At 66.8% G+C, this 23,529-nt stretch carries 24 protein-coding genes; 9 read left to right on the top strand and 15 right to left on the bottom strand.

Translation table 11 applies throughout. The features are described 5' to 3' along the window. The first annotated feature begins 66 nt into the window (after positions 1-66). Entirely contained in the window at positions 67-483 is a 417-nt protein-coding gene (locus tag ABIC35_RS17340) for a hypothetical protein (RefSeq protein WP_354278532.1), read from the top strand. 23 nt (positions 484-506) lie between these two features. On the opposite strand, the gene ABIC35_RS17335 is transcribed toward ABIC35_RS17340, so the two are convergent. Then, positions 507-899, bottom strand: coding sequence for a GAF domain-containing protein (locus ABIC35_RS17335; protein ID WP_121076619.1), 393 nt, complete (start codon positions 897-899; stop codon positions 507-509). Between the two features lie 388 nt (positions 900-1,287). Between ABIC35_RS17335 and ABIC35_RS17330 the strand changes: the two genes are divergently transcribed. Continuing rightward, positions 1,288-1,596, top strand: coding sequence for a hypothetical protein (locus ABIC35_RS17330; RefSeq protein ID WP_354278531.1), 309 nt, complete (start codon positions 1,288-1,290; stop codon positions 1,594-1,596). Positions 1,597-1,765: 169 nt separating this feature from the next. Here the strand turns inward: ABIC35_RS17330 and rplS are convergent, their stop codons facing one another. Genes rplS through ABIC35_RS17305 form a run of 5 tightly spaced genes read right to left on the bottom strand, consistent with a single transcriptional unit; the run spans position 1,766 to position 3,957 of the window. Continuing rightward, positions 1,766-2,152, bottom strand: a complete 387-nt coding sequence (rplS, locus tag ABIC35_RS17325) for a 50S ribosomal protein L19 (RefSeq protein WP_066717104.1) — start codon at positions 2,150-2,152, stop codon at positions 1,766-1,768. A 1-nt stretch (position 2,153) separates the two neighbouring features. After that, positions 2,154-2,888, bottom strand: a complete 735-nt coding sequence (gene trmD, locus ABIC35_RS17320; protein ID WP_121076617.1) for a tRNA (guanosine(37)-N1)-methyltransferase TrmD — start codon at positions 2,886-2,888, stop codon at positions 2,154-2,156. Continuing rightward, positions 2,885-3,268, bottom strand: coding sequence for a type II toxin-antitoxin system VapC family toxin (locus ABIC35_RS17315; protein ID WP_121076615.1), 384 nt, complete (start codon positions 3,266-3,268; stop codon positions 2,885-2,887). Before ABIC35_RS17315 ends, trmD begins: the two co-directional genes overlap by 4 nt. Further along, positions 3,261-3,533, bottom strand: coding sequence for an AbrB/MazE/SpoVT family DNA-binding domain-containing protein (locus ABIC35_RS17310; protein WP_121076613.1), 273 nt, complete (start codon positions 3,531-3,533; stop codon positions 3,261-3,263). The genes ABIC35_RS17315 and ABIC35_RS17310 overlap by 8 nt, the downstream gene beginning before the upstream one ends. 55 nt (positions 3,534-3,588) lie before the next feature. After that, positions 3,589-3,957, bottom strand: a complete 369-nt coding sequence (locus ABIC35_RS17305; protein WP_121076611.1) for a type II toxin-antitoxin system VapC family toxin — start codon at positions 3,955-3,957, stop codon at positions 3,589-3,591. 55 nt (positions 3,958-4,012) lie between these two features. On the opposite strand from ABIC35_RS17305, the gene ABIC35_RS17300 reads away from it, so the two are divergent. Continuing rightward, positions 4,013-4,915, top strand: coding sequence for an NAD(P)/FAD-dependent oxidoreductase (locus ABIC35_RS17300; protein ID WP_121076609.1), 903 nt, complete (start codon positions 4,013-4,015; stop codon positions 4,913-4,915). A 70-nt stretch (positions 4,916-4,985) separates the two neighbouring features. Next, positions 4,986-5,585 carry a hypothetical protein gene (locus ABIC35_RS17295; protein WP_121076607.1) on the top strand — a complete coding sequence of 200 codons (600 nt, stop codon included), beginning with the start codon at positions 4,986-4,988 and terminating at the stop codon, positions 5,583-5,585. Positions 5,586-5,608: 23 nt separating this feature from the next. Here the strand turns inward: ABIC35_RS17295 and rimM are convergent, their stop codons facing one another. The 3 genes from rimM to ffh form a co-directional block, all read right to left on the bottom strand. Continuing rightward, positions 5,609-6,112, bottom strand: coding sequence for a ribosome maturation factor RimM (gene rimM / locus ABIC35_RS17290; protein ID WP_354278530.1), 504 nt, complete (start codon positions 6,110-6,112; stop codon positions 5,609-5,611). Positions 6,113-6,175: 63 nt separating this feature from the next. Next, positions 6,176-6,562 carry a 30S ribosomal protein S16 gene (gene rpsP / locus ABIC35_RS17285; protein ID WP_183049368.1) on the bottom strand — a complete coding sequence of 129 codons (387 nt, stop codon included), beginning with the start codon at positions 6,560-6,562 and terminating at the stop codon, positions 6,176-6,178. A gap of 48 nt (positions 6,563-6,610) precedes the next feature. Further along, positions 6,611-8,092, bottom strand: a complete 1,482-nt coding sequence (ffh, locus tag ABIC35_RS17280) for a signal recognition particle protein (RefSeq protein WP_121076603.1) — start codon at positions 8,090-8,092, stop codon at positions 6,611-6,613. A gap of 236 nt (positions 8,093-8,328) precedes the next feature. On the opposite strand from ffh, the gene ABIC35_RS17275 reads away from it, so the two are divergent. Beyond that, complete coding sequence (locus ABIC35_RS17275) at positions 8,329-9,927, top strand: putative bifunctional diguanylate cyclase/phosphodiesterase (protein WP_121076601.1); 1,599 nt, start codon at positions 8,329-8,331, stop codon at positions 9,925-9,927. Here the strand turns inward: ABIC35_RS17275 and ABIC35_RS17270 are convergent. Continuing rightward, positions 9,902-10,480, bottom strand: a complete 579-nt coding sequence (locus ABIC35_RS17270) for a DUF924 family protein (protein ID WP_121076599.1) — start codon at positions 10,478-10,480, stop codon at positions 9,902-9,904. The two genes, ABIC35_RS17275 and ABIC35_RS17270, sit on opposite strands and share 26 nt — an antisense overlap. Here ABIC35_RS17270 and mtaB point away from each other — a divergent pair. Genes mtaB through ABIC35_RS17250 form a run of 4 tightly spaced genes read left to right on the top strand, consistent with a single transcriptional unit; the run spans position 10,480 to position 15,019 of the window. Next, on the top strand, positions 10,480-11,706 hold the full coding sequence (mtaB, locus tag ABIC35_RS17265; protein WP_121076597.1) for a tRNA (N(6)-L-threonylcarbamoyladenosine(37)-C(2))-methylthiotransferase MtaB: 1,227 nt from the start codon (positions 10,480-10,482) through the stop codon (positions 11,704-11,706). The two genes, ABIC35_RS17270 and mtaB, sit on opposite strands and share 1 nt — an antisense overlap. After that, positions 11,703-12,638, top strand: a complete 936-nt coding sequence (gene ftsY, locus ABIC35_RS17260) for a signal recognition particle-docking protein FtsY (RefSeq protein WP_121076595.1) — start codon at positions 11,703-11,705, stop codon at positions 12,636-12,638. Before mtaB ends, ftsY begins: the two co-directional genes overlap by 4 nt. After that, a complete protein-coding gene (locus tag ABIC35_RS17255; RefSeq protein ID WP_121076593.1) occupies positions 12,631-13,254 on the top strand; it encodes a septation protein A in 624 nt (207 codons plus the stop codon). Before ftsY ends, ABIC35_RS17255 begins: the two co-directional genes overlap by 8 nt. A gap of 7 nt (positions 13,255-13,261) precedes the next feature. Next, complete coding sequence (locus ABIC35_RS17250) at positions 13,262-15,019, top strand: chloride channel protein (protein WP_121076591.1); 1,758 nt, start codon at positions 13,262-13,264, stop codon at positions 15,017-15,019. A gap of 39 nt (positions 15,020-15,058) precedes the next feature. Here the strand turns inward: ABIC35_RS17250 and ABIC35_RS17245 are convergent, their stop codons facing one another. The 5 genes from ABIC35_RS17245 to ABIC35_RS17225 form a co-directional block, all read right to left on the bottom strand. Continuing rightward, the gene (locus tag ABIC35_RS17245) at positions 15,059-15,682 is read right to left on the bottom strand and encodes a superoxide dismutase (protein ID WP_121076589.1); all 624 of its coding nucleotides are present in this window, start codon (positions 15,680-15,682) and stop codon (positions 15,059-15,061) included. A 102-nt stretch (positions 15,683-15,784) separates the two neighbouring features. Beyond that, positions 15,785-17,119: a family 43 glycosylhydrolase gene (locus ABIC35_RS17240; protein ID WP_121079323.1), complete on the bottom strand. Its 1,335-nt coding sequence runs from the start codon at positions 17,117-17,119 to the stop codon at positions 15,785-15,787. Positions 17,120-17,136: 17 nt separating this feature from the next. After that, positions 17,137-18,684, bottom strand: a complete 1,548-nt coding sequence (locus ABIC35_RS17235; RefSeq protein WP_121076587.1) for an alpha-N-arabinofuranosidase — start codon at positions 18,682-18,684, stop codon at positions 17,137-17,139. Continuing rightward, positions 18,684-21,935 (bottom strand): glycoside hydrolase family 2 TIM barrel-domain containing protein, encoded by a 3,252-nt coding sequence (locus tag ABIC35_RS17230; protein WP_121076585.1) that lies wholly within the window; start codon positions 21,933-21,935, stop codon positions 18,684-18,686. Before ABIC35_RS17230 ends, ABIC35_RS17235 begins: the two co-directional genes overlap by 1 nt. Positions 21,936-22,016: 81 nt before the next feature. After that, positions 22,017-23,522, bottom strand: a complete 1,506-nt coding sequence (locus ABIC35_RS17225) for a tryptophan halogenase family protein (protein ID WP_121076583.1) — start codon at positions 23,520-23,522, stop codon at positions 22,017-22,019. Positions 23,523-23,529: the final 7 nt, after the last annotated feature.

Here is a 23,529-nt window from a genome sequence, read left to right as displayed (position 1 = left end):
GTCTCAAACAAGTCTTTTAGAAGCCTTGCGAAATGGAGATACAGTTAAAGATATTCAAATTTCGGAATGAATATGCTCGACGCCATGGAAAACTATGGTAAAGTCCGAAGCACAAAAGTTGCCGGAAACACGGCAGCCGCGGTGGAGCCGCGAAGCGGGGCGCGCTCGATCGATCAGGAGAAGTACCGCATGTCGGTGGACCGTCTTGGCAGGATAGGTTCAGGTGTTCCGGTAGAATGCGCGACGCGTTTGCTGGAGCAGAACTGGCCGCGTTCTACACTTCTCACGCCGGCCGCCATTGGATTGGGCGGCCGCGAAACCGCCGCTGCCGAATTTCTCGGGATGGTAGAATCGCTCAGCGACGCTGGGTTCCTTGCCTATGAGGCACTCGTGTTCAACAGCGATGGCCCAATGTTGGTCGATGCCACCCTCACTGCACGCGGTCGCGCCATGCTGGCAAGCGAAGCCAACCAGGCGAACTGACGGCGTAAGGCCTTGCCGGCCTTTTAATGGATGCTGGGGTGCGCGACGTCCATGCGGCCCGCAAGCCCTTGCAGCAGAGCGATATCCGCTTCCCCGAAGCGGCGCTCCGCACGGTCGAGCACAGCCAATGCGCCGATACGGCGACCTTCACGCCACAAGGGCACAGACAATTGACTGCGATAGCCGAGCGCCATGGCTTCCAGCGGGTCGGACAATTGTCGCGCGGAATCAGCGGCCTCGACGCCATCCGCGGCCGCAAGTACGGCGCGCGAGCCGGTATGCAATACGGCAACGTCGCCGCGCAGCAGCACCACCGCCGCGCGCACGATCCGGCTTTCCTCGGGCATCATCTCACCCGCGGCACAGGATCCGAATCGATCATCCAGTTCCAACGCTGCAATACCCCAAGCCGACATCACGACACCCTGATGAAAACGGTTGTATCGTAAGCGACTCGTGGAGCTCCGGGCAGTACGGAGTTTTACCAGCGGCACATTTACCGGTTGGCGCCATTTGCTGTGTTCCAGAACGAGACGACCGCAGAAGTTATCAACCGGTAAATTCGTTTCGGATGCAACCTACGTCTAGGCAGATTTTGCCTAGTAGCGTAAATGCTGCGTCACAGCACGACTCCGGGACGGAAAAAACCGATTCGGCGTCTGTGTGCATAGGAATGTTGCGGAACCGGCCGAGGGTCGATGGCGTGGTTCTGATAAATGCAATTTTGAGCACGAGTTCGGTGGGTTCGCTACGGCCCCTCGGGTTGCACAAAGGCATGCGGACCATGTTGCTAAGGAGGACCTGATGTCGATGAGCGGGGAAAGTCGCGAGGCGCTGAGCGCCCTCGATTCGCGCTGCATCGTCGCGATCGCCGACGCACTGCAGCGCAGTTGGCCGGGCAGCGCCACGCTGACCCCGACGGCGCTGGATCTCGGCGCATCGCTGGACGGCCATCATGCCTTTGTCGCTGCCGTGCAGGGCCTCTGCGATCGCGGTCTGCTCGCCTATGAGGCGCTGCTGATCGGCATCGGCGGGCCCGAGGTGCGCGATGCCGCCCTCACTGCCCGCGGTCGAGCGCTGCTCCAGAACGACGGCTTGCGCGCCGCCGCCTGATCGGCGCCACCCATCGCCAATATCGAAGGCGCCGCGACGTAACCCGTTCGCGGCGCTTTTTTGTGTCGATGGCTCTGCGGTATCCGCGCATTGCGCCGGGTACCGGGCAAGAAAAAAGGCGTGCGAACCGCGGGGTCCGCACGCCTTTCGCGTTCTGGGAAGACCAGCCTTATTCGGCGGCCTGCGCCTCGGTGCGGGTGTCGCGGCGCTCGGCGATACGCGCCGACTTACCGGTACGACCACGCAGATAGTAGAGCTTCGCACGACGCACGACACCGCGACGCACGACCTCGATCGAATCGATGTTCGGCGAATAGAGCGGGAACACGCGCTCCACGCCTTCACCGAACGAGATCTTGCGGACGGTGAAGTTCGAACCCATGCCCTTGTTCGAGCGGGCGATGCACACGCCTTCGAAATTCTGCACGCGGGTACGCTCGCCTTCGACGACCTTCACACCGATGCGGACGGTATCGCCCGGGCGGAATTCAGGAATCTTCTTGGCTTCGGTGAACTTGGCAATCTGCTCGGCTTCGAGCGTCTGGATGATATTCATCTCAGTCAGTCCCATGTTTTCGCCGCGCGCCAGAGGGAGACTGGACCCGAACGCCCTCATGGCGTTCCCAAAGGTCTGGCCTCCTTAGCCGTGTATCGGTCTCCGCCATGGCGCGACGCCAGGCTTCGATCCTCGCATGATCCCCCGATCGCAGCACTTCGGGGATCGTGCGCCCTTCCCATTCGACAGGTCGGGTATATTGCGGATATTCGAGCAGCCCCGTTTCGAAGCTCTCGTCCATACCGCTAGAAGCGGCGCCCATTACGCCGGGAACGAGCCGAATGCAAGCATCGAGCAGCGTCAGCGCCGCCATTTCGCCACCGGAGAGGATGTAATCGCCGATCGAGACTTCCTCGATGTCGCGCGCTTCGAAGATGCGCTCGTCGAATCCCTCAAACCGGCCGCACAGCACGATCGCACCGGAACCTGCCGCAAGATCGCGCACACGATCTTGCGTCAGCGTCCGTCCGCGCGGCGTCATCGCGAGAAGCGGGCGCCCATCACGGGGAACACTGTCGATCGCGGCCGCCAGTACATCGGCGCGCAGCACCATCCCCGCCCCGCCCCCGGCCGGCGTGTCGTCCACCGAGCGATGCTTGTCGGTAGCGAAGTCGCGGATCTGCACGGCCTCCAGCGACCAGAGCCCTTCCCGCAGACCGCGCCCGGCCAGCGAGATGCCGAGCGGGCCCGGAAACATCTCGGGGTACAGCGTCAGGATAGTTGCAGCGAAGGTCACAGCGTCCAGTTCTCGAGCTTGAGGTCGGGGATGTCGGCGAAATCCCGTTCGTTGTTGGTGATCAGCGTCAGCCCCGCCGCCAGCGCCTGCGCGGCGATCAGCCGGTCGAGGCGGGCATGGCGGAACGGCAGGCCCGCATACACCTCCGCAGCGGCGGCGTCGAACGGCAGCGGCTCCACCAGGCGGAAGAATCGCTCGACGACCTGTCGTCCGGCCGCATCGTCGTCGGGCACCCCACGCAACACTTCCGCGAGCACGATGGTGGAACTCACCACGCTGCCCTTGGCCTGTGCCTCCACCGCCCGTGCTGACGCGCCTCGCGCTTCGTTCAGGACATAGATGCAGATGTTCGTGTCGAGCAGGAAGCGAGGTTCAGCCATCGCGCCGCAGCCTGCGCCCTTCCCAATCAAGCGTGCGTTCCTCGATCTCGCGATCTTCCGGCGGGATCGGCTTCAGCCAAGGCAGCGCGCCGGCGATGCCGCTGAGGTCGATCTTCTCCTCGCCGTCCACCGGCTCGACCGAGAAGCCGCGCCGCTCCTCGCGCAGCACGACCTCGCCGCCCTCCTTCAGCCCCAGCGCCTTGGGCAGGCGCAGCGCCAGCGAGTTGCCCGATTTGAAGATCTTGGCGCGGTATTCCTCGCCCATGCGTTGCCTCCGTATATACGTGATGTATATACATTCACCCCGGAGCGCAACGCGCTCAGAACCAGTCTTCGATACGCAGGCCCCGCACGGCACGGAAATCGCGGCCGTTATGAGTCACCAGCGTCGCGCCCAGCGCGAGCGCATGCGCCGCGATCAACCGGTCATGGCGACCGCGCGCGGCGCGCGCCGCTGGAAAGGAGCGCGCCGCCGCTGCATCGAAGTTTAGCACCGGGACTTGCTCGAGCAACCCGTCCAAAGCGGCACTGCCCTGCCCAGCCCCTCCTATCAATTCGGCAAGGCTGATTGCCGAGATCGCAATGGCGCCCGGCTCGGCCGCCGCAATCCGCCGCGCGACCGGCGCGCCACCGCCCCGCAGCAGGCGGATGCATACGCAGGTATCGAGCAGATAATCGGGCGTGACCATGCCCTGCCCTACACTCGATCCGGGAACCTGTCGCAAGCCCAAGCGCTGGCGCGCGATGGACGATTGCATCATCATCGGCGGCGGCCCGGCAGGGCTCACCGCGGCCATCTATCTCAGCCGCTATCATCTGAACATCCGCCTGTTCGACTGCGGATCGAGCCGCGCCGCGCTGATCCCCTGCACGCACAACCACGCAGGCTACCCCGACGGCATCTCCGGCCTGGACCTGCTCGCGGCGATGCGCGCCCAGGCGGAGAGATACGGCACGGTGCGCGAAGCAGCGAAGGTCACGAGCCTGCAGCCGATCCAGGGCGGGTTCGCCGCAAGGATCGGTGAGCGCGAGGTCCGCGCCCGCTCGGTCCTCCTCGCCACCGGCGTCGTCAACCACCGCCCGCCGATGCCCGACGACCTGCATGACGCCGCGCTGGGGCGGGGCCAGATCCGCTACTGCCCGGTCTGCGACGGCTATGAGGTCACCGACAAGCGCGTCGCCGTGTACGGCACCGGCGAACACGGGGCGCGCGAGGCGCTGTTCATCCGCAGCTTCACCCGGGACGTGACGCTGATCGCCCCCGATCGCCACGACCTGCCGCCGGAACAGATCGAACAGCTGGATGCGGCAGGCGTTGCGCGCGTCGAGGGCCCGGCTACCGACTGGGCGCTCGAGAACGACCGGATCCTCGTGACGGTGCCGACCGGCCAGTTCGCCTTCGACAGCCTCTACCCGACGCTGGGCTCGCACATCCGCTCGGAGCTGGCCGTCGAGGCCGGCGCCCGCGCCGACGCCAGCGGCTGCCTGGAAGTGGACGACCACCAGCGCACCTCGCTCCCCGGCCTGTTCGCCGCCGGCGACGTCGCCAAGGGCCTCGACCAGATCAGCCATGCGATGGGCGAAGCCGGGGTCGCCGCGACGACGATCCGGAATATGCTGAATGCGGAAACGCCGCTCTGGCGCTGATCGTCCGTGCGTAGCCCTTGGTCGCGTACCGCTCGCCTAGCCGCGTCTTGTCCCATAGCGTGCAGGGCCGATGAAACTGCTCTACCTTGCCTTGCCGCTGCTCCTGACAGGAGGATGCAACACGCGGACCCCTGATGCCGGCCGGGAGCAGATCCACGGGTCCGCCGTGGAATGGCGCGGCTATGCGATGGAGGGCATTGCTCCACGCATGCCCGAGGCGGAGGTCGAAGCTGCGCTTGGCCTGCGTGGCTATCAACGCACAACCTGCACCACGGCGAGCGACGCCGGCGACACGAAAAGCGAAGACCCTTCCGCCCTCGTCTGCTACCTGCGACACGCGCGCTGGCTGGTGATGCTCCAGTTCGACGGCAGCGTGCCGCACCGAACGCTGGGCTGGATGAGGTTGAACGACCAGTTTTCCGCGCTTGCCGATCGCGACCGAAATCTTGCCCAGGGACGGCGTTTCGCCGCGGCAATGGCGCAGCGGTTCGGCCCGCCGGACGAGATCGCCCAAGGAACGGTCACGACCCACTATTGGTATGTACCACGCGGGGTAGAGCAGCATGCGCCGGGTCGGCTGCACGACATGGTTTCGGTAACGATTTCCCCGATTCAGGGGGTGAATGCGACGCTGAGCGGATCGTTGGGGCAGGCGCACGGACCACAATAGCCACGCATATCGCCTGGGTCCGATCAGGCTTCCAGGAAGGTGCTCGCGACGACGAGCTTCTCGCCATCCCAGCTCGGCACCGCCTCGGGGCGCATCGGCACCATGAAGCGCTTGCCGTCGGGGCGTTCGATCTCAATCACGTCGCCTGCGCCGTAATCGTCGATCGCGACAACGCGGCCGATCGCGGCCCCGTCCTCACCGACCACGGGCAATTCGAGCAGGTCGATATGGTAATATTCGCCCTCGCCCAGCGGCGGGAGGGCGGATCGCGGCACCGTCAGTTCGGTGCCGCGCAGTGCCTCGGCGGCATTGCGGTCGGCCACTTCAGCGAAGCGGGCGATCACGCCATTGGATCCCCCGCGCACCGACTTGAGCGTCAGCGTGCCGCCGTTGAAGCTCTTGTGCGCCGCCAGATCCTCGGCGAACACCTTCAGCCGCACCTCGCCGGCGATGCCGTGCGCGCCGATCACGGCGGCAAGCGTCACCGGGCGATCGCCGCGGGTCGAGGGAGCGGAAGGTTCTGCCATAATGGGATGCAGCGACGCACGAGCCATCCCTCCCGCACCAGCGCGCGGGAGGGACATTCAAGCTCAGGCCTCGGCGGTCTCTTCGGCCGGGGCGGCAGCGGCTTCGGCGGCTGCCTTGGCCTTCTCCGCACGCTCTTCCGCACGCTCCTTGGCCTTTTCGCCCGGAACCGCCTTGTTCGGGTTGTTGCGGGCCGCACGCTCCTTGACGCCAGCGGCGTCGAGGAAGCGGGCAACGCGGTCGGTCGGCTGCGCGCCGACGCTCAGCCAGTACTTGGCGCGCTCGTCGTCCAGCTTCACGCGCTCGGCCGAATCCTTGGCGAGCAGCGGGTTGTAGGTGCCGATCTTCTCGATGAACTTGCCGTCGCGGGGCGCACGGGCGTCAGCAACGACGATCCGGTAGTACGGGCGCTTCTTGGAGCCGCCGCGCGACAGACGCATGGAGAGAGCCATTCTACTTCACTTCCTTCTAGAGATACGATTGAAACAAACTGGGTTAAGTTACTTTTTCTTCAGCAAATTTTCGAAGCCCGGCGGCAGCTTGGCGCCGCCCGGCAAACCCGGCAGGCCGGCGCCCACCTTGTCCATCATCTCGCCCATCTCGGCGCCGCCCAGCGCATTGCCGATGCCGCCCATGCCGCCGCCCGGACCACCCTTGGCGAGCATGCCCAGCATGCCCTTCAGGCCGCCCATCTTCTTCAGGCGCTTCATCGCGGTCTGCATCTCCTGATGCATCTTGATGAGCTTGTTGACGTCCTGCACGGTCAAGCCGCTGCCCTTGGCGATGCGGATCTTGCGCTTGGCGTTGAGCAGTTCGGGCTTGGCGCGCTCCTTGGGCGTCATCGAACCGATGATCGCGTCCATGCGGATCAGCACCTTGTCGCCGCCGACCTGATCAACCGCGGCCTGCGCCTTCTTCATGCCGGGGATCATCCCCGCCAGCGCGCCGATGCCGCCCATCTTGCGCATCTGGTTCAGCTGCGCGCGCAGGTCGTTCATGTCGAACTGGCCCTTGGCGAGCCGGTTCGCCATGCGCTCGGCGTCTTCCTGCTCGATCGACGCCGCGGCGCGCTCGACCAGGCTGACCACGTCGCCCATGCCGAGGATCCGGCCGGCAACGCGCTTTGGATGGAACGGCTCGATCTGGTCGAGCTTCTCGCCCATGCCGGCGAACTTGATCGGCTGGCCGGTGACCGCGCGCATCGACAGCGCCGCACCACCGCGCGCATCGCCGTCCATCCGGGTGAGGATCACGCCGGTCAGCGGCACCTGCGCCGAGAAGTTGCTGGCGACGTTCACCGCGTCCTGGCCGGTGAGCGAGTCGACGACGAGCAGGATTTCCTGCGGCTTCGAGATGTCGGCAACCGCCTTCATCTCGTCCATCAGTGCCTGATCGACGTGGAGACGGCCGGCGGTGTCGAGCATCACCACGTCGAAGCCCTGGAGCTTCGCCGATTGGAGCGCACGGCGAGCGATCTCGACCGGCTGCTGGCCGGTGACGATCGGCAGCGTCGCCACCTCGGTCTGGGTGCCGAGCACCGCCAGCTGTTCCTGCGCAGCCGGACGGTTCACGTCCAGTGACGCCATCATCACCTTCTTGCCCTGCTTCTTCAGCAGCTTGGCAAGCTTGGCGGTGGTGGTGGTCTTGCCCGAGCCCTGCAGACCCACGAGCATGATCACCGCCGGCGGGGTGACGTCGATATTCAGTTCGGCCGTGTCGGCGCCGAGCATGTCGACCAGCGCGTCATGGACGATCTTGACGACCTGCTGGCCCGGCGTGACCGAGCGCAGCACCTGCTGGCCGACGGCCTGCTCGGTTACCTTGTCGACGAATTCGCGGGCGACGGGCAGCGCGACGTCCGCTTCCAGCAGCGCCACGCGCACTTCGCGCATCGCGGTCCGGACATCGGCCTCGGCGAGCGCGCCACGTCCGCGCAGGCGCTCGAAGACGCCGCCCAGCCGATCGCTCAAACTCTCGAACATGATGCCCAGATCACTCCAAATCAGTCGTTGTTCCGCCAAACGCAAAACACGCCGGCGGACGAAACCTCGTCGGCCGGCGTCACCCCTTGGGGTGGCAAATGTCTCGCGTCCACGGAGGAACGGTGGGTCCCCTTAGCCGCAGTGGCGGCGGAAAGCAACCTCCTAGGGTTTAACCCGATCTACACGCCTTGCATGGGAAAACGCCGCTTCGTTAGTACGAGGGGCGTAGTGCGTCGATGACGCGGCAACAGCAACGGGAGCGGGAGAGCACGCGCAAGGATCGCACCGCGGCGATCTTCAACGCGCTGTGTGTCGCCTCCGCGCTGCTCGCGCTCGCGATCGGCGCGGGACTGGCGTTCGACCATGTCGAGCAGATCGTGCCAGGCGGCTGGCTGCTTGGCGCCCAGGCCGTAAACCTGGTCCTCATCCTCCTCTGCGCGCGCCGCCTCGCCACGCGCACCACAGGTCGCGGCGCCGGCGAGCGCTCACACAGCGTCGCCAGCCGCGATCCGCTGACCGGCTTCCTCCACCGCAACAGCCTCACCGAGGAAGGCGCCGCGATGTTCGCCCGCGCGCATCGCCGCAGCCAGGCGGTGGCGATGCTGGTGCTCGATCTCGACCGGTTCAAGGCAATCAACGACCTGCACGGCCATGCGGTGGGCGACGCGCTGATCCGCGCCGTGGCGCAGGAAGTCGCCCAGGCCCTGCCCCAGATGGCGCTGGCCGGGCGGCTGGGCGTCGACGAGTTCGCCTGCGCCTTCGCCTTCGACCCGCGCGAGCCGGCAACCGTCGAGCGCATCGCCGAGCGCATCGTTACCCGCCTCGCCCAGCCCTTCGAGGTGGAAGGCCATGTGCTGCACATCAGCTGCTCGCTCGGCATCGCCCGTTCCGACTTCGACTGCCCGAGCATCGACGCGCTGCTGCGCACCGCGGACATCGCCATGCATCAGGCGCAAAAGGCGGGGAAGAACCGCTTCGCCTGGTTCGATCCGGCGATGGAACGCGCGCTGCAGGTGCGCAGCGCCCTCGAAAGCGGATTGCGCATCGCGATCCCGCGCGAAGAGATCACCCCCTATTTCGAGCAGCAGGTGGATCTGGCCAGCGGCCGGTTGCACGGCTTCGAGGTGCTCGCCCGCTGGGAGCATCCGACCCACGGCATGATCCCGCCCGACCGGTTCATTCCCGTCGCCGAGGATGCCGGGCTGATCGGCGACCTGTCGCTGTCGATCATGCGCCAGGCCTTCCACGCGGCGCGCGACTGGGATCCGGGGCTCAGCCTGTCGGTCAACATCTCGCCGGTGCAACTGCGCGACGCCTGGCTGGCGCAGAAGATCATCAAGGTGCTCACCGAGACCGGCTTTCCCGCCCACCGGCTGGAAGTGGAGATCACCGAAAGCGCGCTGTTCGATAACCTGGCGCTCGCCCAGTCGATCGTCGGCAGCCTCAAGAACCAGGGGGTGCGGCTGGCGCTCGACGATTTCGGCACCGGCTATTCGTCACTCGCCCATCTCCGCGCCCTGCCCTTCGACCGGATCAAGATCGACAAGAGCTTCATCCTCTCGCTCAACCAGAGCGCGGATTCTGCCGCGATTGTCAACACGATCCTGCGGCTGGGCGAGAGCCTGAACCTCCCGATCACCGCCGAGGGGGTGGAAGACACCGCGATCGAGGAGCGGCTGCGCGCGATCGGCTGCGCCAAGGCGCAGGGCTGGCTCTATGGCAAGCCGCTGTCGATCGCGGGGGCGCGGCGCCTACTCGCCGAGCGGCGGCTGATCCTCCAGCCCGGTCCGCGGCTGGAAGGCGGCGATGCTACCAGCCAGCTCCAGGCTGGCTGAGATAGTCGAGCTCGTCGGGGGTGGAGATGCGCCCCAGCGCCTCGTTGCGTCCCGGGAAGCGGCCGAAGCGGTGGAAGACCTCGGCATGATTGCGCGCATAGGCCATCAGTTCTTCGTCTTCGAGCGCGGCGAAGCAGCGCAGGCTCAGCGCCTGGAGTTCGGCATCCTCCGCGTGTTCGAACGGCATGTAGAGAAACTGGCGCTGCTCCTTGGACATGCGCCCATCCCAGCTTCGCTTCACGGCAAGCTTGGCCAAGTGCTGCGCGAGCGGATCGCCCGCAAACGCCTCGGCCTGCCCGCGATGGATATTGCGCGAGAACTGGTCGAGCAGGATCACGGCGGCTAGCAGCGTTTCGGAATCCTCGTCCCACCCCGCAGCGTCGCTGGCCAGCACCCGATCGCGCAGGTCTCCAAACAGATCGGCGATCTCGCGATCCACCCCGTCGGACTTCAGGAACCATTGTTCGGGCAGCAGCGCGTCGAACCAGAAGGCCAGTACCTGGCCCGCCCGGTGTTGGACTTCTGCGGTCGGCGTCCTTAGATCGCTGGCCAATGTCCCTCTCCTCGCCTCTCATCCTTAACATGGGTTGCCGGCTGAACCTAGCCGAAGGCGAGTCGATCCGTGCGCTGCTCGACGGCAGGGACGCCATCGTCGTGAACAGCTGCGCGGTCACCAACGAAGCGGTGAAGCAGACGCGCCAGGCGATCCGCCGCGCCCGCCGCGAACGGCCCGACGCGGAGCTGGTCGTTACCGGCTGCGCGGCGCAGATCGATCCGCAAGCCTTCGCCGCGATGCCCGAGGTCGACCGGGTGATCGGCAATGCCGAGAAGCTGCTTCCGCAAGCCTGGGCGTCCGAGGCCAAGGTGCAGGTGCAGGACATCCTCGCCGTGCGCGAAACCGCGCCGCACCTCGCCGCCAGCTTCTCCACCCACGCCCGCGCCTTCGTGGAAGTGCAGAATGGCTGCGACCATCGCTGCACCTTCTGCGCCATTCCCTTCGGGCGGGGCAACAGCCGCTCGGTGCCCGCGGGCGCGGTGATCGATCGGGTCGCAATGCTGGCGGAGGCGCATGGCGAAGTGGTGCTGACCGGCGTCGACCTCACCAGCTATGGCCATGACCTGCCCGGCGCTCCCACCCTGGGCTCGCTCGTGGAGCGCATCCTCCGCCACGTGCCCAAGCTTCAGCGGCTGCGGCTTTCGTCGCTCGACGGGATCGAAGTCGACGATCGGCTGTTCGCGCTGCTCACCCAGGAGCCGCGCGTGATGCCGCACGTCCATCTGTCGCTCCAAGCGGGCGACGACATGATCCTCAAGCGGATGAAGCGCCGCCACAGCCGCGCGCAATCGGTTGCACTGGCCGAACGCCTGCGCGCCGCGCGGCCCGAGATCGCCATCGGCGCCGACCTCATCGCGGGCTTTCCGACCGAAGACGAGACGATGTCCGAGAACACCCGCGCCCTGATCGCCGATTGCGGCGTGGTGCATGCGCATATCTTCCCCTATAGCCCGCGCACCGGCACGCCCGCCGCGCGCATGCCGCAGGTGGCGCCCGCCACGATCCGCGATCGCGCCGCCCGGCTGCGCGCGGCAGCGGCGGCGCAGCGGGCGAACTGGCTGGAAACCCTGGTCGGCAGCCGCCAGCAGGTGCTGGTCGAGCGCCCGGGCGACCGCGGCCATGCAGAGAATTTCGCCGAGGTGCGGCTCACCGCCCCCTGGCAGACTGGAGAAACGGTGAACGTGACGATTGCACGCGTCGAAGACGGAAAGCTGGTCGCATGAGCGGGCCCGGCTGGCATGAAAAGCTGCTCGGCGGCTTTCGCAAGACGTCGGACCGGCTGCTCGGCAACCTCGCCGGCCTGTCGCTCGCCCGGCTGGACGAGGCGACGCTGGACGAGATCGAGGAGGCGCTGATCGCCTCGGACCTCGGCCCCGCCACCGCCGCCAAGGTCCGCGCGCGGCTTGCCGAAGGGCAGTTCGAGCGCAACCTGGAGGAACTCGGCATCCGCGTGATCGTCGCCGAGGAAGTCGCCAAGGTGCTGGAGCCAGTCGCCAAGCCGCTCGAGATCGAGGCGTTCCCGCGCCCGCAGGTGATCCTCGTCATCGGCGTCAACGGATCGGGCAAGACGACGACGATCGCCAAGCTGGCCAACCAGCTGCTCGAGCAGGATTACAGCGTGATGGTCGCCGCCGGCGACACCTTCCGCGCCGCCGCGATCGGCCAGCTCAAGACCTGGGCCGATCGGATCGGCGTGCCGATCGTCTCGGGCGCCGAGGGCGGTGACGCCGCCGGCGTCGTGTTCGAAGCGGTAAAGCGCGCGACCGAGATTGGCACCGACGTGCTGATCGTCGACACCGCCGGCCGTCTGCAGAACAAGCGCGAGCTGATGGACGAACTGGCCAAGGTGCGCCGCGTGCTCGGCCGCCTCAATCCGGCCGCGCCGCACGACGTGGTGCTGGTGCTCGACGCGACCACCGGCCAGAATGCGCTCAACCAGATCGAGGTGTTCAAGGAAGTGGCGGGCGTCACCGGCCTCGTGATGACCAAGCTCGACGGTACCGCGCGCGGCGGCGTCCTCGTTGCCGCGGCCGAGAAATACGGCCTGCCCATCCACGCGATCGGCGTAGGCGAGAAGGTCGACGATCTGCGCGGTTTCGATCCGGTCGAGGTCGCCCGCATCATTGCCGGCGTGGAGGAACTGACCCATGGCTGATGCAGCCGCCCGCCCCAAGGCATCCGCCGGCCTGCGCATGGCGCTCGATTACGGCCCGCTGATCGTGTTCTTCGCGGTCAACAGCCTCGCCCCCGGCGTCCAGCTCCAGCGCATCTTCACCGCCACGCTGGCCTTCATGATCGCGATGGCGGCGGCGATCGCCGTCTCCTGGTGGAAGACCCGCCACGTCTCGCCGATGCTGTGGATCACCGGCGTGCTGGTGCTCGTGTTCGGCGGCCTGACCCTCTATTACCACGACCAGACCTTCATCCAGGTCAAGCCGACCATCGTCTATGCGATGTTCGCGGTGATCCTCGGCTATGGCCTGATCACCAACAAGCCGCTGCTCCAGACGATGCTGGAGTCGGCCTATCCGGGGCTGAGCGCCAAGGGCTGGCGGCTGCTGACGATCAACTGGACCGTGTTCTTCGTCGCGATGGCGGTGCTCAACGAAGTCATGCGCCACATGCTCGACTGGGATCGCTGGGTGACGTTCAAAACCTGGGTGGTGATCCCGCTGACCCTGGTGTTCGCGATCGCCAATATCCCGATGCTGCTGCGCCACGGCCTGCAGCTCGAAAAGCCCGAGGACGCGCCCGTCCCGCCGGAAGGCTGATCCCGCCATGTTCCTGCCGCGCCACCCGGCCACCTTCCACGCAGTGCGCGCGGCGAATGGACTGCGCCGGCAGATCCGCTCGAACACCTTGCTGTTCCTGCTGCTGGCGATCGGCGTCGGCGCGGCGGCGAGCCTTGCCGCCATCGCCATCGGCCAGAGCGCGCGGGGCATGCAGCGGGTGCTGTTCGGGCTGGCGCTCGGCGAGCATCTGAGCGCGGCGAGCCATATCGCCCCGCTCCGCCTGCTCGCCCTGCCGGTGGGCGGTGCGCTGCTCGGCCTCACGCTGTGGGTGCTTCGCCGCCGCAAGACCATCGACGTGGTCGAGGCCAATGCGCTGCACGGCGGGCGCATTCCCGCGCGCGATACCGCAACCGTGGTGGGCCAGACCCTGCTCTCCAACGGCTTTGGCGCCTCCGTTGGCCTGGAGGCAGCCTATGCGCAGGCGGGCGGCGGTCTCGCTTCGCTGCTCGGCCAGCGGCTGAAGCTGCGGCGGGCGGACCTGCGGACGCTGATGGCCGCCGGTGCCGGCGCGGGCCTGGGCGCGGCGTTCGGGGCGCCGCTCACGGGGGCTTTCTACGCCTTCGAGATCGTGCTCGGCGCCTACACGCCGGCGATCGTCGCCCCGGTGGTTCTTGCCTCACTGACTGCCGCGCTGATCGCCCGCACGCTGGGTATCCATCCCTATGTGATCAGCGCAGGCGGCGTACATGCGATCGGCACTGCGGATTACCTCCTCTACGCGCTTCTCGGCATATTATGCGCGGGCTTCGGCATCGCGCTGATGCGGCTGGTGGCGCTGGTGGAGGCCGGCGTGCGCCGCAGCCCGATCCGGCCGGCCTGGGCGCCGCTGATCGGCGGCGTGCTGATGATCCCGCTCGCGCTGCTCTCCCCGCAGGTGCTGTCGAGCGGGCATGGCGCGCTGGACATCAACCTCGCCGCGACGGCGACGCTCGCCTCGCTCGGACTCGTGATTGTGCTCAAACTACTCGGCTCGGCCGTGTCGCTGGGCTTCGGCTTTCGGGGCGGCCTGTTCTTTGCCTCGCTGTTTCTCGGCGCGCTTATCGGGCGCTTCTACCAGCTGACGCTCGCCGAGATCCCCGGGCTGCACCACTTGGCTCCCGATGATGCTGCGGTGGTCGGCATGGCAGCGCTCGCAGTGGCGGTGGTCGGCGGGCCGATGACGATGTCGCTGCTGGTGCTGGAGGTCACCCACGACTTCAGCATTACCGGCGCCACCATCGCCGCGACGCTGATCGCCAGCACGATCGTGCGCGAGATGTTCGGCTACAGCTTCTCCACCTGGCGGCTGCATCTGCGCGGCGAGACGCTGCGCAGCGGGCGGGACGTGGGTTGGGTTCGCGGCCTCACCGCTGCCCGTATGATGCGGCGCGATGTGGCGACGATCGCGGCGGACACGGACGTGGCGACGTTCCGCGCCCGCTTCCCGCTGGGCTCCACCAAGCGCGTCGTGCTGCTCGACGCCAAGCACCATTATGCCGGTATCGCCGAGACCGCCGCGGTGTGGAGCCCGTCCGCCGATCAGGCGGATCGCGTCGGCAGCATGGCGAAGTTCGTGGATCGCGCGCTATCGCCGGACATGACGATCGCGGAAGTGCTGGAAGCCTTCGACGCGAGCGTGGCGGACGATCTGGCGGTGCTGGCACCCGATGGCGAGGTGCTGGGGCTCATCACCGAGAGCCATGCGCGGCGGCGCTATGCCGAGGAGTTGGAGAAGGCCCAGCGCGACCTGTACGGGGAAAGTTGATCCCCCCGCCCGATCACCGGGCGGAGGGACCGATAGGGCTCAGCCCTGCTGGTCGGCGCGGCTCGCGCCTTCGCCGTCGAGGTTCTGGGCGACGAAGTCCCAGTTCACCAGCTTGGTCAGGATGGTGTCGACGAACGACGGGCGGGCATTGCGATAGTCGATGTAATAGGCGTGTTCCCACACGTCGATCGTGAACAGCGGCTTCACGCCGTGCGCGACGGGCGAATCGCCGTCATGGAACGAGGTGACCTTGAGCGTGTCACCGTCGAGCACCAGCCAGCCCCAGCCGCTGGCGAAGTGGCCGACGGACTCCGCCTTCAGCTTCTCGATCAGCGCTTCGTGGCTGCCGAAGTCGCGGGTGATCATCTCGGCCAGCTTGCCGGTGGGCGCCGCATAGTTCGGCGTCAGGCACTGCCAGAAGAAGCTGTGGTTCCAGATCTGCGAGCTGTTGTTGAACAGGCCCTTGTTGCCCTTGTCCTTGGCATAGGCGATCACCTCGGTGAGCTTCTTGCCCTGGAGTTCGGGGATGTCGGCAACCAGCTTGTTGCAGTTGTCGACATAGGCCTTGTGGTGCTTGCCATGGTGGAAGTCGAAGGTCTCCGCCGACATGTGCGGCGCGAGCGCGTCCTTGGCGTACGGCAGTTCGGGAAGTTCGAAGGCCATGTCATGCTCCTCTTGGAATTGGAAAGCTTGTCCGCCCGCCTAACGCATGGGAGGGCGTCGCGCCGCAACATTTTTTGTTTCGCCCCTGATCGATGCCGCCGATCAGAAGAGCTGCCACTCCCATACACCGGCACCCGCAGGCACGCGCAGACGGAGATATCGGGCGGTGATGGCCAGCGGCAGCACGATGGGCGAGCCGCTGGCGCCGGACTTGGCAGCAACCTGCCGCCAGTGCGTGCCATCGGCCGAGGCCTCGATCGCGACGTCATAGGCGCGGTTGGCATATTCCATCCGCAGCTGCGCCGCGCGGACGGTCTGCACCTTGCCGAGATCGGCGACGAGCAGCGGCGCAGTGCCGGGCGCGGGGCGCCATAGCGTCGCGTAATTGTCGTCCCCTGCCCGCTCGGCTGCATGCACGGCGTCCGCGGCCGCGCCCTTCAGCGTGACCGGCAGGCCCCGCGTACGGCGGGCGACGAAGCCCGCAACCACACTGCCATGGCTCGGCGTGACCCTCGCGATGGTGCCGTCGGCATGGATCGTCAGCGGATCGACCGCGATCTGGCGCAGCGTCGCGTCGTCGCCCGGCCGCGGCCAGGGCAGCGACTGGCGGTGGTAGAGGATGTAGGGCTGCTTGCCGACGCGGAAGATCGCGTGATGGCCGGGGCTGATCACGTCGCGGCTTTTGTCGGTAGACAGGATCGGACTGTCCGGCCCCTCGCGGAACGGGCCGAACGGCGTGTCGCCGATCGCGTAGCGGACCTTGTAGGTGTCTTCGGTCGTCTTGCCGTCGCTATAGGTGAGGACATAGTGCCGCCCGGCCTTCACCAGGAACGGACCCTCGAAGTAATTGGCGGGCGTGACGTCCTTGGGCTCGCCATCGAAGCTGACCATGTCGGGCTTCAGCTTTACGACGAAGCAATGGCCGTTGGTCCAGTTGAGCCCCGAGCCCCAATAGAGATAGGCCGTACCGTCCTCGTCGACGAACGCCTCGGCGTCGATCATGTGATAGGCCGGCGCGAAATCCTTCGCGATCAGCGGCTTGCCACCATGCGCATCGGCCCAGGGGCCGGCGGGCGACGGCGCGCTGCCGACCCACACCTCGGAACCGACCGAGACATACATGTACCAGCGCCCGTTCTTCGCCTTCACCACCGACGGCGCCCAGACCTTGGAGTCTCCCGAGGTCGGGCTGGTCGCCGCGGCCTTGGTCGGCCAGGCGGGGGTGGAGAAGCTCCAGTCGCGGCCGTTGCTGGAGGTCCACATGCCCAGCGTGTCGGCGCCCCAGGGATCGATGGTCGCGTAGATATACCACTTGCCGCCATCGCGCACGATCGACGGGTCGGCGAAATAGCCGGGGAGCAGCGGATTGCCGTCCCCGGCCGCATCCCAGCGCGGCGCAGGCGCGTCGGCGGCGGCGAGCAAGCCCGCCGCCACCATCAGAAGAACCGCCTTGCTCACTTGATGTCGAGCATCACAATCGCCTTGGCCGGCACCTGCACCGTCAGGGTCCCGCCCGAAAGCGTCGCGCCGGTGAACGCCGCCGGACGGATCGCGTCCGGTGCCTTGAAGTCGTTATGCGCGTCCATCGTGGCGCCGGTGAGGACCTTGCCGGTCACTGCCGTGCCGGTCACGCCGTCCAGCTTCACGCTCACGCTCGCCGGCTGGTTGGGATCGACATTGACCAGGCCGACATGGACCACGCCGTCGGTGCCCCGCACCGCGCTGGCGCTGACCGCGCGCATCGTCCACTGGTCCTTATTGTACCAGCGGGACTGCACGTCGACCGGCAGCACCGTGCCGTCCATATAGTCCTTGTACAGGTCGAACGCCCAATAGGTGGGGGTCTTCACCATCTTGGCGCCGTCGGTCAGCAGCATCGCCTGCAGCACGTTGACCATCTGGGCGATGTTGGCGCCGCGCACGCGGTCCGCATGGGCCGCGAAGATGTTGAAGTTGAGCGCCGCGACCATCGCGTCGCGCAGGCTGTTCTGCTGGTAAAGGAAGCCAGGATTCGTGCCCGGCTCGACATCGTACCAGGTGCCCCATTCATCGACGAGCAGCGCGACCCGCTTCTTGGGGTCGTACCTATCCATAATCTTGCCGTGCTCGGTCAGCAGCTCTTCCATCTTGAGCGTCTTGGAGAGCGTGCGCGCCCAGCTCTCCTCGTCGAAGCCCGTCGCTGCGCCCTTCTTCTCCCAGGGCCCGGGCACCGTGTAATAGTGCACGCCGATGCCGTCGATCTTGTCGCCGGCCTTGCGCATCATCACCTCGGTCCAGTTGTAATCGGCCGAGTTGGCGCCGCTGGCGATCTTCATCAGACGCTGCCCCTCGGGCACCTTGAGGAAGGTGGCGTAGCGGCGGGTCTCGTCGGCGGCATATTCCGGGTGCATGTCGCCGCCGCAGCCCCACAGCTCGTTGCCGATGCCGAACATCGTCAGCTTCCACGGCTTGTCGCGGCCATTGGCGCGACGCTGGTTGGCGATCGTCGATTTGGTCGGCGAGGTCATATATTCGACCCACTCGGCCATCTCGCTGGGGGCCGCCGTGCCGACATTGCCCGAGACATAGGGCTCGGCGCCCACAACCTCGGTGAAATCCATGAACTCGTTGGTGCCGACGGTATTGTCCTCGGTCACGCCACCCCAGTTGGTGTTGACCTTTACCGGGCGCTTCGCCTTCGGCCCTATGCCTTCCCGCCAGTGATATTCGTCGGCGAAGCAGCCGCCGGGCCAGCGGATCACCGGCACCTTGATCGCCTTAAGCGCGTCGATCACGTCGCGGCGGAAACCCTTCACATTGGGGATCTTGCTGTCGGCACCGACATAGAGGCCGCCATAGATGCCGCTGCCGAGATGCTCGGCAAACTGGCCGAACAGGCGGCGGTCATATTTGGCGCCCGGCTGGTCGCCATGCACCGTCACGGCGTCGCCGCCGGTCTGCGCCAGCGCCGGCAAGGCGGGCATGGCGGCGATGAGCGCAATCGCGCTGATGAGGCTTCGCATCATTCTTTCTCCGTCGCGCGCGCCGGGCGCGCCTTGGTGGGGGTAGTGCCCTCGCCCGCGAACGGGGTGAGGCGGAAGTGGATCGAGGTGGGCACCAACTGGGTGCGGTATTTCGGGAGCGGCTTGCCGAACTCGCTCCACTGGGTATCGCCGCCGACACCCCATTGCGCGGCGTCGATCAGCAGCGTGCCCTGCGCCTTGGGCACCACATCGGTGCTCTTCCAGGTGCCGGGTTCGTGCCGGTCGAGATCGGCATAGGGGAAGGCGAGCGCGTTCATCATCAGCGGCGTGTCGCCCTGCACCCGCAGGCCCGAGCCGCCGCCGATCAGTTCCATCCAGCGGACATCGACCTTGTTGCCGGTCTCCTGCGGGCGGATGTAATCATGGTTCTGCTCGGCGACCGCACCGCGCCACAGTCCGATCGGGGCCGAGGTCTTGCGGTCGACATAGCTTTCGTGCGGGCCCCGGCCATACCATTCGACGGTCTTGAGACTGCCCGGCGTGGTGAAGGCGAGGCCGATGCGGAACGGCGGCGGCAACTGGCCCGAGACCGGGTCGAACCGGCCATCGACCGCGACCGAACCGTCGCTCGCCATCCGGTAGACGCTGGTGAAGCGCACCGCGCCCCCACCCATGGTGTAGGCGACACGCACCTCGGCGCCCTCTTCGCCCAGATCCTGCACCTGCACCAAGGCGACGGTGCGCGTTTCGCTCATCCCCTTCCAGGCGGCGAGCTGCTTGTCGGTGCTGATACCGATGTCGTTGTCGGTCACCGCCCGCCAGAAATGCGGCGCGCCGCCGCTGAGCAGCATCTTGCCCCTGGCGACGTATCGATCGACCAGGCCGGTCGCGCGGTTCACCACCAGCGTCGCGCCGCCGGCCGAGAGGGTAATCGTCCCCTGCCCGTCCTGCATCGTCACCGTGCCCTTGGGCGCCGTTACCTCAGCCGAACGATAGGCAGGATCGATCGCGAACTGCTCCCATCCGATCACCGTGCCGCCCGGCACCAGCGGCACCGCATCGGCCTTGGCACGGGCGCGGATCGTGACGAAATATTCGGCACCCGGCTTGCGCGCGATGCCCGCCAGCGGCAGAGCGATCGTGCCCGCGCCGTGCGCCGCCACATCCGGCGTTGCCAACGTGCCGCTCGCCACCGCGACGCCATTCTCCTGCACTTCCCAATCGAAGGTGAAGCCGGACAGGTCGCGGAAATCATGGCGGTTGCGCACCGTCACCGTGCCGCCCGCGGCATCGAAGCCGTCGAACTGGATCGGCGCATAGACCTTGCGGAGCTCATAGAGCTGCGGATTGGGCGTGCGATCGGACTGGAGGAGCCCGTCGCCGAACTCGATATCGCCGCCGGGGTTCGGGCCATATTCGCCGCCGTCGCCCCAGTAGCGGCGCCCGTCCTTGGTGTAGCGATACATCGACTGGTCGACCCAGTCCCAGGCGAAACCGCCCTGCAGCTTGTTCGGGTGGGCGTAGATGGTGTCCCAATATTCCTTCAGATTGCCGCCCGAATTGCCCATCATATGGGCATATTCGCACTGGATCACCGGCTGCTTGAAGTTCCAGTTGGTGGCGTAATCCTCCAGCTTTACCGCCGGATCGTACATCGGCGCGTAGATGTCGGCATAATAGTTCGGCCGGTGGTCCTGGATCCCGTCCCAGGTTCCCCAGCCGAGGTACGAGACCAGCCGGCCCGGATCGACCGCCTTGGCCGCCGCGGCCGCCGCCTCGAAGTTCGGGCCGATCCCTGCCTCGTTGCCCAGCGACCAGAAGATCACCGAGGGGTGGTTCTTGTCGCGCTGGACCATGTTGACGACGCGGGAGACGTGCGCGTCCTTCCACGCCGGATCGAAACCGACCTGCAGCTGAGACCGGAGTTCGCCATGCTTGTTGGCGTAATCCATGTACGCGTGGCTCTCGATATTCGCTTCGTCCATCACATAGAGGCCGTAGCGATCGGCGAGCTCGTACAGATACGGGTCGTTCGGATAGTGCGAGGTGCGGATCGCGTTGATGTTCGCCCGCTTCATCAGCTGGATGTCGTGCTCCATCGACGCATGGCTGACGACGTGGAAGGTCTCCGGATCATGCTCGTGGCGGTTGACGCCGCGGATGGTGATCGGCTTGCCGTTGACGCTGACCAGCCCGTTCTTGATCTCGACGGTGCGGAAGCCGATCCGCTGCGGGGTGGCCTGCACCACCTTGCCCTCGGCATCGACCAGCTCGACGAGCAGCGTGTAGAGATTGGGCGTCTCGGCGGTCCAGGGGCGCACGCCCGGCACATCGGCGGCGAGCGTTACCTTCTGCGCGGCACCGGCGGGAAGCTGCGTCTCGCGCATCAGTACCTGCCTGTCGCCATCGAGCAGCGTCATCCGCGCGGTGAGCGGCGCGGTGCGATCGGTTAGCGTCAGCTCGGTCGAGAGCTTGCCGTCCTTGTACGCCGCGTCGAGCCCGGCATGGACGAACAGGTCGGCGACGCGCGCCTTGGGTGCCGCTGCCAGATAGACCGAGCGCTCGATGCCAGAGACGCGCCAGAAATCCTGGTCTTCCAGATAGCTACCGTCGGACCAGCGATGGATCTGGATCGCGATCGTGTTGCGCCCGGCATGGACCAGCTTGGTCACGTCGAACTCGGAAGGCAGCTTGGAGTCCTGCGAGTAGCCCGCCTCGACGCCGTTTACCCACACCTGATAGGCCGAACCCGCCGCGCCGATGTGCAGGATCACGTCCTGCCCGGACCAGTTCGCCGGCAGCTGCACGTCTCGCCGATAGGAGCCGACCGGGTTGGTCGCGTGCGGGATCAGCGGACGGTTGGCCGGGAAGGGATAGGTGATGTTGTTGTAGCGCGCCTGGTCATAGCCTTCGGTCTGCCAGTCGGCGGGGACCTTGATGCGCTTCCACTTGGCGACGTTGTAGTCCGGCTTCTCGAAGCCGTTCGGCACCGCGTCCGACGAAGGAGAGAAGTGGAACGACCATTGGCCGTCGAGCAGCAGATAGCGGCTCGACCTGGCGGGATCGCCCGCGAGCGCGGCGGCGCGGCTCTCATAGGGGAAATGCGTGGCGCTGGCCGGCATCTTGCCGCGCGCGAACACCGCCGGGTTCTCCCAATCGGGGCGGCGCGGATCGACCTGCACCGGCTGGACCTGCGGCGCGTCGCCGATCTTCGGCCCGTCCTGCGCCATCCCCATGCCGGAGGCGAGCGCAACCGTCCCCACCGCCGCCAGCAACCCGAACTTGTTCACGCTGATTCCTCCCGCCCCATGAGGGCATACTGCAAAGGCTGATTGTTTCGGTCAAATTTCTCGGAGTAATTTCCGTGTAATTTATCGTTGCAGGGCTCCGCTCTCGTGCAGGAACGCCTCGTGCGTGGTCATGCGCGAGGCCGCCAGTGCCGTCACCTCGGCGATCCGGGCGAGCCGCGCCGCCGCCTCGTCGCGCGGCATGCCGTCGGCGATCGGGTCATAGCCGCTGGGGTCGATCCCTTGCCCGTGCAGCACCGCCAGCCAGCTCGTCTTGGAGAACAGCTCGTCCGCCTCGCGGTAGAGCCGCCCGCTGGCGCGGTAGATGGCGATGCGATCGGCCAGCGTATCGGGCAGGTCCATGGTCCGCAGATGCCGCCAATAGTCGGTGTCGTCGCGCGCGGTGGCGTGGAAGTGGAGGATCAGGAAGTCGCGGATCGTCTCGAATTCGGTCGCCATCAGCCGGTTGTAGCGGCGGATGTCGGCAGGCGTGCCGCCGCCCACCGGCAGCATCTCCAGCAGCCGCGCGATGCCTGCCTGGACGAGATGGATGCTCGTCGACTCCAGCGGCTCGAGAAAGCCGCTGGCGAGGCCGAGCGCGACGCAATTCTTCTCCCAGAAGCGCGCGCGGCGCCCCGCCTGAAAGCGCAGCAACCGCGGTTCGGCGAGCGGCGTGCCTTCGAGGCTACCGAGCAGCTGCGCCTCGGCCTCCGCATCCGAACAATGGGCGCTCGCATAGACCAGCCCATTACCGACGCGATGCTGGAGCGGGATCCGCCACTGCCACCCCGCCCCCCGCGCGGTTGAGCGCGTGAACGGCGAGCGTCCCTCCGCGCCGAGCGTGCACGGCACCGCGACGGCGCGGTCATTGGGCAGCCACTGTGCCCAATCCTCGAACGGCACGCCCAGCGTCTCGCCGAGCAACAGCGACCGGAAGCCCGAACAGTCGATGTAGAAGTCGGCGGCGATGCGCGTGCCATCCTCCAGCACGACGCCCGCGATGGCGCCATCCTCGCTGCGCTCGACGCTGACGATCCTGCCTTCCTGTCGCCGCACGCCCCATTGCTCGGCCTTGTCGCGGAGGAAACCGGCATAGAGCGCCGCATCGAAATGATAGGCATAGCCGAGATGGGTCAGCGGGTTGTTGCCGCTGGTCACCGGGCGCTGGAAGCGGCCCAGCCGCGCCGCCTCGGCGCAGATCGAATAGGCCTCGAGCGGCGCCGCCTCGTCCGCCAGCCGCGCGCGCTGCCACAGTGCCTCGAACGGGATCGCGCCGAAATCGATGCCGTGGATACCGAACGGATGGAAGTAGCGGGTGCCCTTCGCGCGCCAGTCGACGAACTCGATGCCAAGCTTGGCCGTCCCCTTCGTCGCCCGCAGGAACTCGGCCTCGTCGATGCCAAGCAGCGCGTTGAACGCCTGGATCGGCGGGATCGTCGCCTCGCCCACCCCCACCGTGCCGATCGCCTCGGACTCGACCAAAGTGATGGCGATGGCGCGCGTATCCAGCACCCGGCCCAGCGCAGCGGCCGCCATCCAGCCCGCCGTGCCGCCGCCGATGATCGCGATATGCGAAAGCGGCGCGCTCATGCCGCGC

It is taken from the genome of Sphingomonas trueperi (genome assembly GCF_040545965.1).
Classification (GTDB): domain Bacteria; phylum Pseudomonadota; class Alphaproteobacteria; order Sphingomonadales; family Sphingomonadaceae; genus Sphingomonas; species Sphingomonas trueperi_C.
This window is presented reverse-complemented; position numbering and strand designations above follow the sequence as displayed.